We start from the raw sequence: 13,817 nt of genomic DNA on the forward strand, positions 1-13,817 counted from the left end.
CCTATTATCCTTTTGTGCCAAGAAATCATGAAGTCGGGGTTCCTATCGATTCCGTGGAGTGGCGGCCGAATAATCCTCCAGTTTCCTGAGTATGTATATATAAGGACTTCTAGTGGATCTTTTCTTTTTATATGACTGTAAATTGGACAAGATAGAAGTGGTGAGCTTTTAGAGTGGGAGTGATAGGTTTGACATACAAAAGGAAGTTGAGTTTTATATTCTTCCTGTTTTTGATTTGTTTTTTTAATGGAGAATCGATGCAAGCTGCGAATGATGATGGAAACCTAGGGCAGGAAATTCAACAAATATTGGATGAATCGCCGGGATTGTCTGGCGCATTAACGGGAATTTCCATCCGTTCAGCTGAAACGGGGGAAATGATTTATGAACGGGGGTCGCAAACGAGATTGCGTCCTGCTTCGAACCTTAAGCTATTGACTGCAGCAGCTGCGCTGGAAACTTTAGGGGAAGATCATGCTTTTCAAACGGAACTATACATAAAAGGAGTACAAGTTGGCCATGTTCTGCAGGGCAATGTGTACCTGAAAGGAAAAGGAGATCCAACATTATTGGAAAAGGATTTCGATGAGCTGGCAGCCTCACTGAAGCACAAACAAGTTAAGGTGGTTCATGGGGATCTTATAGGCGATGATTCTTGGTATGACGATGTTCGCTATTCCCAAGATTTAGTTTGGAGCGATGAACAGGAATATTACGGGGCGGCCGTTTCAGCTTTAACTGCTTCCCCGAATGAAGACTACGATACCGGTACCATCATTGTGGAGATATCCCCTGGGAAAAAGGCTGGTAAAAAGGCAACGGTGAAGCTGAAGCCGGAAACGGATTATGTGAAGGTCATCAACAAAACGAAAACTGAATCGGAAGACGGCAATAAGAAAATTGAAGTCGAACGGTCTCATGGCACACAAGTCATTACGGTGACGGGAACCATTCCGGAGCATGCCGGGGTGACCAAAGAGTGGATCTCGGTGAAAGATCCCACAGAATATGCCCTGAGCCTATTTGAAAACTCAATGAATAAACATGGAATTAAAGTGTTGGGAAAAAGGAAAAAAGGGAAAACGCCAGTAGGAGCGGACATGATTGCCACTCATCAGTCCATGCCGCTTTCACAACTGCTTATTCCTTTCATGAAATTGAGCAATAACAGCCATGCCGAGGTTTTGGTGAAGGAAATGGGCAAAGAGGCAGAAGGGGAGGGAAGCTGGAAGGATGGTTTGAAGGTTGCTCGAAATCAGCTGAAGAGTATGGGTCTCGATATGCAAACGATCATGATGCGTGATGGATCTGGAATTTCCCAAGTCAATATGATTCCAGCGAATGAAATAACGAAGCTGCTGTATGCCGTACAGGAAAAAACGTGGTTTCCTGCTTACTTGAATGCTTTGCCGATTGCAGGCAACGAAAATCGGATGGTGGGCGGTACGCTAAGAAAGAGGATGAAAGGGACATATGCAGCCGGGAATGTTCGCGCTAAAACAGGGACGATTTCAGGAACGAGCTCCTTATCAGGTTATGTTACGACCAAAAGAGGGGAAAAAGTCATATTTTCGATCATCTTGAATAATTTTGTAGAAGATAAAGGAATTACGGCAATCCAGGATAAGATAGCCGTGATGCTCGCAGAAAAGGAAAACCGGTTGGGGGGTGACCTTTAGTATTCATTTGGAAAACAAAGTTTGAAGTTCAGGGAAATCTGCTAGAAACAGATGGGCATCTGCCAATTCATTTTCTTCGGCAAATCCGAATTGGCAGAATGCAGCCGATGAGCCATTTTATTTGCTGACTCGATGTCGATTTCGATCGCAAATCGGAATGGCGTACTCAATTCGATAATCATTCAATAACATTGCCAGCACCTTCTTCTAGTTTTTTTCATTTTATCCTCTCAAGGAAGGAATTTCAGGGAGGATGAATAGAAATAAGTAGTATAGGAGGAATGCTCATGAATTTTCCAACACTTGATGGACAGTATACGATTAGCAGTCTTATAGCTGAAATTCACGAAATTTCCAAAAAACGATCTCCATATATATTGGCCATAGACGGCCGGGGCGGATCTGGAAAAAGTACACTCGCTTCCCGTATCCAAGCTGAGTGTCCGGGTAGCGCGGTCGTTCATATGGATGATTTTTATTTGCCATCATCGGATAGGGTCCAACTGCCTCCATCCCAAAAGCAGGTTGGTGCGGATTATGATTGGGAACGGGTGTTAAATCAAATTCTGAAACCGCTTACGAATAGGCGAGATGCAAGGTATCAAAGGTATGATTGGAAAACGGACACTATGGCCGAATGGCATGATGTTCCTGCTGGAGGCCTTGTTATTATAGAAGGAACATATTCCATCCGTAAAGAATTGGCAGGGTACCATGATTTTACGATTTGGGTGGAATGTACCCGCGATCAGCGTTTGAAACGGGGGCTTGAGCGGGATGGTGAAGAAGCGCGGCAAATGTGGGAGGATAATTGGATGGTGCATGAAGATCTCTATGTGGGTGCGCAAAGGCCTAAAGAAAGAGCGAATCTTGTTGTGGACGGAACGAGCTGAATCCTTGGATTTCTGGAACTCGCTTTTAATTGTAAGGGTTTACCTATAAAATTGTATGTATGTTTAGATAAAGCCGGAAACTTGGGGGGAAACTATGTTTACTAATGAAGAACAAGCTGCCGTATATAAAGCCATTTATAACCGAAGGGATATCAGGAGTTTTTTGCCTAAGCCCATTTCAAAGGATATACTCCGCAGAATTTTGGATGCTGCACATCATGCGCCGTCTGTAGGGTTCATGCAACCTTGGAGTTTCATCGTGATTTCATCTCAGGAAACCAAGAACAGTTTGGCATGGGCAGCGGATAAAGAAAGAAGGGCACTAGCTATTCATTATGAAGGAGATAAAGAAAATAAGTTTCTTAGCTTGAAAGTGGAAGGGTTAAAAGAAGCACCTTACACCATTTGTGTTACATGCGATCCGACACGGGGCGGCTCCCATGTTTTAGGGAGGAACTCCATTCCGGAAACGGATATCCTATCCACAGCCTGCGCGATTCAAAATATGTGGCTGGCTGCCTGTGCGGAAGGATTGGCAATGGGATGGGTAAGCTTTTATAAGAAAAATGATATTCGTGATATTTTGGAGATTCCGCCGCATATAGAACCCGTCGCACTCCTGTCGATTGGCTATACGGATCAATATCCGGATAAACCCATTCTTGAACTTGCTAATTGGGAAAAAAGAAGGCCGATGGATGAACTTATTTTCAAAGATAAATGGGGTAATAAATAAAACTATATATTATGATTCTAGCCCCTGTTTCAGGGGTTTTTTGTTGAAAGGAATTGATTTTTTTACATAAAAAATGAAATGAAGCAGTGAAAAAATAGAAGACCCTTACGATAGATACATCCTTTGTAAGAGTCTTTCAAAATATAACATTCCGTAATATGGACACAAAATTTGGTTTGAATTTAAAATCTACGCCGTTTTGAAGATCCCGGTATACCGAGATCTTCACGGTATTTTGCAATAGTGCGGCGGGAGATCTTCATCCCTTCATTTTCGAATATTTGACAAAGTTTCTGATCTGAAAAAGGCTTTATCTTATCTTCATCGGCAATCAAGACCTTTATTTTTTCTTTGATGGTGGTCGTTGATTCGGTTGCTTGGCTGTTCGCGCGGTTTACCCCTCTAGTAAAGAAGTTCCTAAGTTTAAAGAGGCCATGCGGTGTCTGGATATATTTATTGCTCGTCGCCCTGCTGATTGTTGATTCATGAACCTGAAGTTTTTCCGAAATGTCTTTCAGTGTCATAGGTTTTAACCCCGTGATTCCCTTCATGAAAAACTCTTGCTGCTCGTCCACGATTGTCGCTGCCACTTTGTAAAGTGTCATTTGCCTTTGTTCGATTCCTTTTAAAAGTAATTGGGCATCATTTATGTGCCCTTTTATATAATCTTTAGCTGGATTGACAGGATTCAGAGCGATGTGGTCCTTGTAGAAAGGACTGATGGAAAGTTTAGGTGTGCAGCTATCATTGACCGTTATCAGAAAATCTTCTTTTTCTTTTTCCACGTAAACGTCCGGAATGATGTAATGAGTCAAATCATTGGAAAAGTGACTGACGGGACGCGGGTTTAACGTACGGATGAAATCCGACGCTTCTTGTACTTCCTGAATGGTCGCTTTGTATAGGGCGGCAATTTTCCTGTAGCGTTTTTCTGCTAAGTCCGTTAAGTGCTTTTTAACGATCTTAACCGCCAATTCATTGCGATCCTCATGCTCACGCAGCTGAATGAGTAAGCAATCGGCCAGATCTTTAGCCCCGACTCCAATCGGGTCAAGGGATTGCAAAACTTGAATCATTTTTTCTATTTCTTCGACGGACATGGAAAAATGCGAGGCAGTCCAATTGGTATCCAATTCAAGAAATCCATATTCATTTAAGTTCCCAATTAAAAATTGGAGAATCCTCCTTTCAATTGCTTTCAATGAACTTAGTAAACTCACTTGTTCCAGTAAATGGCTTTCCAATGTTTCTGTGTTGATTGAATAATTGTTGATTGGATTGTAATCATTGTCTCCGTTGAAACTTTTACTTTTAGAGGACCGTTTCAGAGAATTTATTTTAGGTGTACGAATGCTAGATTCAGAAAGTGATGCGAGGGGGTCTTTAAAGCTTATTTCGAGAACGGGATTTTCGTAAGCCTGTCGGTTTAGGAAACCTATTAGTTCATGGGTCGAATATTGAAGGATCTTGATCGATTGCTGTAATTCAGGGGTTAATGACAATTTCATAGTTTGTTTTTGGTATAGTTCAAATCCTACCTGCATATATATCAACTTCTTTCGTTTAGATTAACATGGCGGCTCAAGAGGGCTAAAAAATATTAACATGATAATAATACAAATCTTCCGAAAATTCAACATAGTGTGTCAGGTTTTGTAACATCAATTAGTAAATAAAGAGGGGGACAAAGTTATTCTAATGAATGGGTGTTGGGTGATTCGAATATGAATCGAACGATTTATATTCGAATCAACACAAACTCCTAATGATTTATATATGAATCATTTTAACCTGAATGCCTTTAATATAAGGCTCATATAATTTGGCATGCATCTTGCTATATCTAAATATATAAATAAAAAAATAAACTAGCTTGAAAAAATCCACTACAAGAGAAGGGTGTTTTTTACATGATCAAAGAAACGACGGATATTCAGGAATTAATCGATTTGGATAAAAAGCATTTTATTCATCCGACTACGGCAATCGAGCAACAGCAGGCAGATGGTCCAAGTTTCATCTTTAAGGAAGGGAAGGGAATATATCTTACGGATGTCACGGGCAGGACTGTCATTGATGGCATGGCTTCACTTTGGAATGTGAATATTGGACATGGACAAGAAGAGATGGCTGAAGTCGCGAAGGAACAAATGACGAAGCTAGCTTTCACCTCAAGTTTCGCCACTTTCAGCAATGAGCCGGCAATCCGGTTGGCGGCCAAAATCGCTTCCATCGCTCCTGGGGATCTGAATGCAGTTTTCTTCACTTCAGGTGGATCGGAGTCGAATGATACGGCCATCAAACTTGCTCGTCATTACTGGCTTTTGAAAGGGCAGCCTAATCGTCAAAAAATCATTTCCCGCTCGAAATCCTATCATGGAGTGGCAATGGGAGCTACAAGTGCGACTGGCCTGAAGCCGTTCCGAGACTTCACGAATTCAATTGCACCGGATTTTTACCATGTGGACGGTTCCTCCATTGAGGAGTTGCGTAAGGTTATAGAACAGGAAGGGCCGGAAACGATTGCGGCATTTATTGCTGAACCGATTCAAGGGGCTGGTGGCGTGAACCTTCCTCCTGAAGGCTATTTTAAGGAAGTAAGGGAGATTTGTAATGAATACGGCATTTTAATGGTGACGGATGAAGTCATTACAGGTTTCGGAAGAACAGGGACTTATTTTGGGATTGAACACTTTGGTGTTGTACCTGATATGATGTGCTTCGCAAAAGGTGTGACGAGCGGATATGCACAGTTAGGCGGGGTCGTCCTGAATGATAAGATGCATCAGGATTTCATTGCCCTTTCAAAAGGCACGCTTTTACACGGCTACACATACAGTGGCCATCCTATGGCATGTGCGGTTGCTTTGAAAAATATTGAAATAATTGAACGTGAAAACTTGATAGAAAACTCGAAGAAGCGTGGTGAAGAGTTGCTTGCCGGCTTTAAGAAGCTTCAAAGCAAACACCCGATTGTTGGTGATGTCAGGGCACTTGGATTAATTGGAGGCATCTCCATCGTAAAGGACAAACAAACAGGCGAAGGCTTTGAGACACAGCTTGCTCCAAGACTGGTTGCTGAAGCGGCGAAGAATGGTTTGATTTGCCGGTCTGTTACGTTTGACCAAGATACACTCGTATTCGCACCGCCTCTAATCATTACTAAATCGGAAGTCGAAAGAATAATTGAAATCCTTGATGAGACATTTACTGCTGTCGAAAAAGAAATTTTATAAGAGGTGAAAGTGATGGTCATGACGGAAACGCTGAAAAAGAAATTATTCATTAATGGTAAATGGCAAGAAGCTGAAAAGTTCACGACACTAAAGTCTCCCTATAGCGGGGAAGTTCTAGCGGAGATTCCTTCGGCAAGCCTTGAAGATGTAGAGTTGGCAATAGAATCAGCCTATCAAGCTAGAAAAACAATGGCAGCTTTACCTAGTCATAAACGCGCTGCAATACTTGAAAAGCTTGCGAGCCTTTTGGAGAGCCGCAAAGATGAGGCAGCTGAAATTATTGCTAAAGAGGCAGCGAAACCGATCAAAACGGCAATGGTTGAAGTATCCCGGACGATTGCCACATATAAATTTGCAGCAGAGGAAGCAAAAAGGATTCATGGGGAAACATTGACGATGGATGCTACAGCTGACGGAGAAGGAAGGATAGGATACACAGTCCGTGAACCTCTAGGCGTTGTGGGTGCGATTACCCCTTTTAATTTTCCGATGAACCTGGTTGCCCATAAAGTAGGCCCGGCCATTGCTGCCGGAAATACACTTGTCCTGAAACCTGCGAGCCAAACACCGCTATCTTCGCTATTTCTTGCTGAACTATTAGCCGAAACTGAATTGCCGGCAGGTGCGTTTAATTTAGTTACCGGAAGCGGTTCGGTTATTGGTGATAAATTAGTCACCGATTCACGGGTGAAGAGCATTTCATTTACTGGAAGTCCGGCTGTCGGAATCGGGATCCGTAATAAGGCAGGATTAAAGAAAGTGAGTCTTGAACTAGGTTCGAATGCGGCTGTCATCGTTGATAAAGGGATCAATATCGATAAAATCATCCAACGCTGTGTATCGGCAGCATTCGCTTTTCAAGGGCAGGTCTGTATTTCATTACAGCGCGCATATGTTCATGAAGAGGTATATGATGAGTTCGTCAAAAAATTTATAGAAGCAACGAATGGCTTGAAACTAGGAGATTCTTTGGACCCGTCTGTGGACCTTTCGGCATTAATCAGTGCTGGTGATGTACAACGAAGCCTGGATTGGATCGGGGAAGCTAAACAACACGGTGCGATCGTTGCAGCAGGAGGTAAATCTGAAGGGAATATCCTGCATCCAACTGTGTTGCTGGAAGTGGATGCAATGCTTAAAGTATCTTGTCAGGAAGTCTTCGCTCCCATTGTTTTGATCAATAAGGTTTCTTCTGTTGAGGAAGCGATTGACTTGGTCAACGATTCCGAATTCGGATTGCAGGCCGGGATTTACACAGAAAATATCAATCTGGCTCTTTCTGCCGCAGAAAAATTGGAAGTCGGCGGTGTTATCATTAATGATATCCCAACTTATCGTGTCGACAACATGCCGTATGGCGGAGTCAAAAAAAGCGGGACTGGCCGCGAAGGGTTAAAATATGCCATTGAAGAAATGACGGAAATGAAACTGGTCATTATTAACCGAAATTAATCAAAAAAGAGATGAGCAGCTGCTCATCTCTTTTTTTGAGCTGCAGGTTTATTTTTCTGTGAATCTTGAAAGAGGTTGAGATGAAGGATTGGCCATGTGTTATGCAAAAATGAATAGGTAATTCACGGTTGAATTTAAATGAGACAGGAAAGGGTAAAAAAACGTGTTTTACCTATCATTTCAAACTGGCATGAATCTTGCTCATATCTTATATATAGGTAGATAACTTAAAACCGAGGAGGAATTTACATGCAGGAAACTTTGCAAAATAACACGAAAAAAGAGGGAACGGGAGCACTGGACTTAAAGATGTTCATCAATGGGGAATGGGTGAATTCGACTTCAGGAGAGAAGAGGGATGTATTGAATCCGGCCACCGGGGAAGTTATTGCCAAAGCTGCGGAAGGAACACAGGAAGATGTGGATGCAGCGGTCGAGGCAGCAAAATATGCTTTCTATGAAGGTGGTTGGTGGGGAACTCCTGCAGTGGAAAGAGCTCGCATTTTATTCAAAATAGCCGACAAAATAGAAGAAAAAGCTGAAGAATTAGCTACGTTGGAAACATTGGATAATGGGAAACCATTACGTGAGGCTCGTTATGATATAGCGGATTCAGCAGCCTGTTTTAGATATTATGCAGGATTGGCTACAAAACCGACAGGTCAAACTTTTGAAGTTCCTGACGGTCAGCAAGCGATGGTCGTAAGGGAACCAATCGGTGTATGCGGGCAGATCGTTCCATGGAATTTTCCGCTAATGATGTCAGCATGGAAACTCGCCCCGGCGCTTGCAGCAGGAAATTCCGTTGTGTTCAAACCATCTGAGATCACCCCTGTGACAGCGGTCAAACTATTCGAAATCATGGATGAAGTCGGATTGCCAAAAGGTGTCGCAAACCTTGTGTTAGGAGCGGGGCCGGTTGTTGGACAAGCCATTGCCGAACATGAGGAAATCGATAAAGTGGCCTTTACAGGAGGGACGGAAACAGGGCGTAAAATCATGGAGGCTTCACTCGGTAACCTAAAGAAGGTGACATTGGAGCTCGGCGGGAAATCGCCAAATATCGTATTTGCCGACTCTGACTTTGAGACTGCCGTTGATTATGCTCTATACGGGATTTTCTGTAATCAAGGACAAGTGTGTTCAGCAGGTTCTCGTTTACTGTTGGAAGAGTCCATTTACGATCAGTTCATTGCAAGTCTTACTGCGAAGGCGAAAAAGATCAAAGTAGGTTCAGGTTCTGATGAAAGCAGTCAGATGGGTCCTATTGTTTCAGAAGCCCATATGAACAAAATATTATCGTATATCCAAATCGGAAAAGAAGAAGGTGCCAAAATAATCGTCGGTGGAAATCGAATAAAAGAAGAAGGCTTGGATAAAGGTTACTTTGTCGAACCTACTATTTTTGTTGATACGACACCGGACATGCGGATTGTGCAGGAAGAAATTTTTGGACCGGTGCTTGTCGTTCAAAAGTTCAAGGATGAAGCGGAAGCACTTCGACTGGCCAATGATACGAAATATGGTTTAGCGGGAGCGGTGTTCACGAATGATATCGCAAAAGCGTACCGTGTCATAAAAAAAGTGCGTGCAGGCATCACGTGGATAAACTCATATCATCCGACTTATAACGAAGCTCCTTGGGGAGGGTTCAAGCAAAGTGGAAATGGACGCGAACTGGGAACTTTCGGTTACGAAGCTTACACCGAAGTGAAGCAAATCAATAACAACTTGGATATCCAGCCAACAGGCTGGTTTGATGAAGAGTAAATAGCTTGACGAAAAGGCTGTTCCTTGTGGAACAGCCTTTATTTGTGAAATCGCAGATAAAATGCCGGAAATCGTAGATATATTTCAAAAATCGCAGATAAAATGCCGGAATCGGAGATATAATCCGAAAATCGCAGATAAAATGCCGGAATCGGAGATATAATCCGAAACCGGAGATATAACTCCGGAAAGTGCAGATAAAATGCCGAAACCGGAGATATATTCAAAGATTGCTAAACATTGATTTACTTTTGCTGGACTCTTTCAAGATCAACCCGTCCTGAAAAGAAAACGGCGCCATTACCCATATCTGCGAGGCGATCTGGGGTAAGGGAATTGATGTGTTGTTTTGTTTCAGGTGTATTCTGCCACAAGCCTTGGCTGACAAGAACGCCGGGTAACACATTTTCACCGGGAGCAGCGGTAAGCAAACATTCACCGCGATCGTTCCAGATTTTAACCATATCTCCGGAGGATATCCCCATTGTTTTGGCATCAGCGGCATTCATGTGCAGTTTCGGTTCCTTTTCCATGGAGATATGTTTGGCATTATTTGAAAAGGTTGAATTCAAGAAATTGTGATTAGGTGCCGGAATGAATAAAAATGGCAGGTCGCTGTCTTTTATGATTGGCGTATATGTTGGCAAAGGCTCGTATCCATCCTGTTTCATCCGTTCGGAATAAAGTTCGATTTTACCGCTTGGTGTCGGGAGTTTTCCTGGGAACATCGGCTGCATCTTGGCTTTGACAAATTGATTCCTTGAAAGGGAGTCATAGGTGATGCCTTCTAAATGCGGATTATCGGGAAAATCCAGCGCCTGACGTATCATATCTTCCTCAGAATCTCTAAATGCTTGTTCCTCAAATCCCATTCCAGCAGCTAACAGCTTGAACAATTCAACATTCGATTTCGACTCGCCATATTTTTCGACTACAGGTTTTTGTATTTGCACGTAATTATGCCAGTATGAATTATAAAAATCCTCCGTTTCATAAGATGATGTGGCAGGAAGGACGAGGTCGGCAAACATGGCCGTTTCGGTTAAGAATAGATCATGTACAACTGTGAATAGATCTTCCCGCATTAGGCCTTCCTGCACCTTATTTGCATTCGGAGCGACAAGTGCTGGGTTAGAGCCGTACACAAACATGGAGCGAATCGGGTTTTCCTTTTCCAGGAGAGCTTGACCGATTTGGTTCATATTAATGGTCCGGGTAGCTTTATTATGCAATAAATCAGGACGTCTTAAGGCATTTGTATTAAAAGCCAGATATCCAGAATTCCCTTTGATGGCTCCGCCCCCCTCGGTCATCCATTGGCCGGTAAGTGCAGGCAGGCAGGCGATGGTACGTACCGCCATGCCTCCATTGTCATGGTGCTGCAGGCCATTGCCTATCCGAACGAATGATGGACTTGTGGTGCCGTACATCCTGGCTAATTCATATAAGTCATCAATTGGAACGCCAGTGATCACGGAGACGGTCGCAGGGTCATATTGGCGGACGTGTTCGCGCAATTCGGCAGCACCAACTGTGTATTCATCCAAAAAGGGCTGGTCGACTAGATTCTCGGCATATAGTATATGCATTAATCCGAGGGCAAGCGCACTATCGGTGCCAGGCAGAATCGGAATGAACCAATCTGCCCACTTGCCGGTTTGGTTTTTATGTACGTCAATGACAACTACTTTGGCCCCGTTTTTTCGGGCTTGCTGGGCAAGAGTTACTTGGTGCATATTTGTGCTCACAGCGTTAATGCCCCACATGATGAAAAGCTTTGTATGAATCGTTTCTTCTGGATCGATGCCGAATGAACCACCCATTGTATAGCTGTATCCGACTGAGCCTGCCGCATTACAAATGGAACGCTCGAGCGTGCTTGCACCGAGTTTGTGGAAAAAACGGCGATCCATCCCTTCAGCGCTGAGGTTGCCCATGTTTCCGTAAAAGCTGTAGGGAAGTATGCTTTCCGATCCGTGCATTTCAATCAGGTCTTTCCATTTGGAAGTGATTGTGTCAATGGCCTCTTCCCAGCTGATTGGAGCAAAATTCCCTTCTCCTTTCGGACCGATGCGCTTTAATGGCTGTTTTAAGCGATTGGGGTCATATAGGCGAGCGGTCATGTTTCGGACTTTGTTGCAAATATTCCCTTTTGTTACTGGATGATCAGGGTCTCCTTGAACTTTAATGATTTTCCCGTCTTTTTTGTGCAGCAGTAAACCGCATTGATCAGGACAGTCAAGAGAGCAAACAGAGGGAAAGACTCCATCTGGCTGATTGATATAGGATTGCATGGCGTATTCCTCCTAATAATTTAATCTAATAAAAAGAATTTTCTTAATTATATTGAAAGTGAAATCGTTGAAAGGTGCAAGAACTTCTTAACATATGTTTTTTTTTCTGATAAGCTTACAAGATGAAAATTAACCTATAAATAGGAGGATTCATTTTTGGATTATGGAATTATAATATCAATTGGAATATACATGGCAGGCATGCTGTTAATTGGTTATTTTGCCTATCGGAAAACGGCCAACTTAACCGATTACATGCTTGGCGGCCGGAACTTGGGCCCGGCTGTAACTGCATTGAGTGCAGGAGCTTCCGATATGAGCGGCTGGCTGTTGATGGGTCTTCCCGGTGCTATGTACATAAGCGGGTTAAGTGCTGGCTGGATTGTCGTCGGCCTTTGTGCAGGGTCTTATTTAAACTGGTTATTCGTGGCACCAAGACTTCGGACTTACACGGAAGTGGCCGGCAATTCGATTACTATTCCCGATTTTTTGGGGAATCGGTTTAAAGATGGCTCCAGGGTCTTAAAAGTGGTATCAGCATCGGTCATTTTAATTTTCTTCACCTTTTACACATCTTCAGGCATGGTAGCAGGCGGTGAGCTTTTCCGCTCCGCTTTCAATTTGGATTATCGGTGGGGCATCTGGCTGACGGCGAGTGTTGTTATTCTTTATACATTATTTGGCGGATTCCTAGCTGTTAGCTGGACCGACTTCGTACAAGGTACAATCATGTTCATTGCCTTAATTCTAGTGCCAGTTGTCACGATTGTAAATATTGGTGGCTGGGATCCTACCTTCAATGAAATAAGATCGATCAACCCGAATTTATTGCATGTCTTTGAAGGAACATCAACCATTGGAATCATATCTCTTCTGGCATGGGGGCTTGGTTATTTCGGGCAGCCTCATATTATCGTTCGATTCATGGCGGTTTCATCTGTTAAAGAATTGAAAAGTGCACGCCGGATCGGTATGGGCTGGATGATTTTTGCTATCGTCGGAGCGATGTTCACTGGATTGGTGGGGATAGCTTATTTTAACCTGACAAACAGTCCTTTAGGGGAAAAAAATGCTGAGTCCGTCTTCATCATTTTATCTAAAGAACTGTTTCCTTCTTTAATTACAGGCTTCTTGTTGGCTGCTATTTTAGCAGCGGTAATGAGTACGATTGCATCACAGCTTTTAGTTTCGGCAAGTGCTTTGACCGATGATTTCTATAAGCAGTTCATTCGGCCGAATGCATCTGATAAGGAATTAGTTCTGGTAGGCCGGTTTGGTGTATTGGCGATATCTGCCATTGCCCTATTGTTGGCTTTTAATCCAAGCGGTACGATCCTTAAATTGGTGGGTTATGCATGGGCTGGCTTTGGAGCGGCCTTCGGTCCTGTCATTCTGTTAAGCCTGTACTGGAAACGGATGACGAAATGGGGAGCACTGGCGGGAATGATTGTCGGAACGGCAACCGTGATCGTCTGGGATATGATCGATAAGTTCGCTGAAGTATACGAAATCATACCTGGTTTCATCGCTGGTTCAATAGCGGTAGTCGTTTTCAGCTTATTATCGGCCAAGCCTACAAAAGATATAGAAGAAGAATTCAATCAAGCCATTAAAAACCTCTCTTGATCATTGAAGGTCCAGTTAAAATGCTGCTGGTTTTTTTAGCGATATAAAACAATGAATGCAATATATATGGTACAATACCGATAGAGTCCTTATGTTGAAAACATGAGGGCTTTTTTTGAGTGATTTGGGAA

Annotated in this window: 9 protein-coding genes; 7 read left to right on the top strand and 2 right to left on the bottom strand. The window is 43.1% G+C overall.

Going from position 1 to position 13,817, the window contains the following annotated elements; all coding sequences use genetic code 11:
- Nucleotides 1-257 precede the first annotated feature (257 nt).
- From dacB to bluB, 3 genes are all read left to right on the top strand, one after another.
- The gene (dacB, locus tag AC3ISB_RS02680) at nucleotides 258-1,679 is read left to right on the top strand and encodes a D-alanyl-D-alanine carboxypeptidase/D-alanyl-D-alanine endopeptidase (protein ID WP_430095831.1); all 1,422 of its coding nucleotides are present in this window, start codon (nucleotides 258-260) and stop codon (nucleotides 1,677-1,679) included.
- Between the two features lie 287 nt (nucleotides 1,680-1,966).
- Complete coding sequence (locus AC3ISB_RS02685) at nucleotides 1,967-2,572, top strand: uridine kinase family protein (protein WP_489275486.1); 606 nt, start codon at nucleotides 1,967-1,969, stop codon at nucleotides 2,570-2,572.
- 94 nt (nucleotides 2,573-2,666) lie between these two features.
- Nucleotides 2,667-3,308, top strand: coding sequence for a 5,6-dimethylbenzimidazole synthase (bluB, locus tag AC3ISB_RS02690; RefSeq protein ID WP_098370466.1), 642 nt, complete (start codon nucleotides 2,667-2,669; stop codon nucleotides 3,306-3,308).
- A gap of 182 nt (nucleotides 3,309-3,490) precedes the next feature.
- Here bluB and rpoN read toward each other — a convergent pair whose 3' ends face one another.
- A complete protein-coding gene (rpoN, locus tag AC3ISB_RS02695; RefSeq protein ID WP_098370467.1) occupies nucleotides 3,491-4,852 on the bottom strand; it encodes an RNA polymerase factor sigma-54 in 1,362 nt (453 codons plus the stop codon).
- Between the two features lie 366 nt (nucleotides 4,853-5,218).
- On the opposite strand from rpoN, the gene AC3ISB_RS02700 reads away from it, so the two are divergent.
- The 3 genes from AC3ISB_RS02700 to AC3ISB_RS02710 all read left to right on the top strand — a co-directional run bounded on the left by AC3ISB_RS02700 (nucleotide 5,219) and on the right by AC3ISB_RS02710 (nucleotide 9,766).
- The gene (locus AC3ISB_RS02700) at nucleotides 5,219-6,544 is read left to right on the top strand and encodes an aminotransferase family protein (protein WP_489275488.1); all 1,326 of its coding nucleotides are present in this window, start codon (nucleotides 5,219-5,221) and stop codon (nucleotides 6,542-6,544) included.
- An 18-nt stretch (nucleotides 6,545-6,562) separates the two neighbouring features.
- Nucleotides 6,563-7,996 carry an aldehyde dehydrogenase family protein gene (locus AC3ISB_RS02705; protein WP_098370639.1) on the top strand — a complete coding sequence of 478 codons (1,434 nt, stop codon included), beginning with the start codon at nucleotides 6,563-6,565 and terminating at the stop codon, nucleotides 7,994-7,996.
- 249 nt (nucleotides 7,997-8,245) lie between these two features.
- Nucleotides 8,246-9,766, top strand: a complete 1,521-nt coding sequence (locus AC3ISB_RS02710) for an aldehyde dehydrogenase family protein (protein WP_098370469.1) — start codon at nucleotides 8,246-8,248, stop codon at nucleotides 9,764-9,766.
- A gap of 245 nt (nucleotides 9,767-10,011) precedes the next feature.
- Here the strand turns inward: AC3ISB_RS02710 and AC3ISB_RS02715 are convergent, their stop codons facing one another.
- Nucleotides 10,012-12,060, bottom strand: a complete 2,049-nt coding sequence (locus AC3ISB_RS02715; RefSeq protein ID WP_489275489.1) for a molybdopterin oxidoreductase family protein — start codon at nucleotides 12,058-12,060, stop codon at nucleotides 10,012-10,014.
- A gap of 156 nt (nucleotides 12,061-12,216) precedes the next feature.
- Here AC3ISB_RS02715 and putP point away from each other — a divergent pair, with 156 nt between their 5' ends.
- Nucleotides 12,217-13,686: a sodium/proline symporter PutP gene (gene putP / locus AC3ISB_RS02720; RefSeq protein ID WP_098370471.1), complete on the top strand. Its 1,470-nt coding sequence runs from the start codon at nucleotides 12,217-12,219 to the stop codon at nucleotides 13,684-13,686.
- Nucleotides 13,687-13,817 lie beyond the last annotated feature (131 nt).

This window comes from Peribacillus sp. GL_122 (genome assembly GCF_057835005.1).

What these genes read in the sequence shown, in the direction of transcription:
- dacB (WP_430095831.1), top strand. Translation starts at nt 258, where the DNA reads ATGCAAGCTGCGAATGATGATGGAAACCTAGGGCAGGAAATTCAACAA.
- AC3ISB_RS02685 (WP_489275486.1), top strand. Translation starts at nt 1,967, where the DNA reads ATGAATTTTCCAACACTTGATGGACAGTATACGATTAGCAGTCTTATA.
- bluB (WP_098370466.1), top strand. Translation starts at nt 2,667, where the DNA reads ATGTTTACTAATGAAGAACAAGCTGCCGTATATAAAGCCATTTATAAC.
- rpoN (WP_098370467.1), bottom strand. Translation starts at nt 4,852, where the DNA reads ATGCAGGTAGGATTTGAACTATACCAAAAACAAACTATGAAATTGTCA.
- AC3ISB_RS02700 (WP_489275488.1), top strand. Translation starts at nt 5,219, where the DNA reads ATGATCAAAGAAACGACGGATATTCAGGAATTAATCGATTTGGATAAA.
- AC3ISB_RS02705 (WP_098370639.1), top strand. Translation starts at nt 6,563, where the DNA reads ATGACGGAAACGCTGAAAAAGAAATTATTCATTAATGGTAAATGGCAA.
- AC3ISB_RS02710 (WP_098370469.1), top strand. Translation starts at nt 8,246, where the DNA reads ATGCAGGAAACTTTGCAAAATAACACGAAAAAAGAGGGAACGGGAGCA.
- AC3ISB_RS02715 (WP_489275489.1), bottom strand. Translation starts at nt 12,060, where the DNA reads ATGCAATCCTATATCAATCAGCCAGATGGAGTCTTTCCCTCTGTTTGC.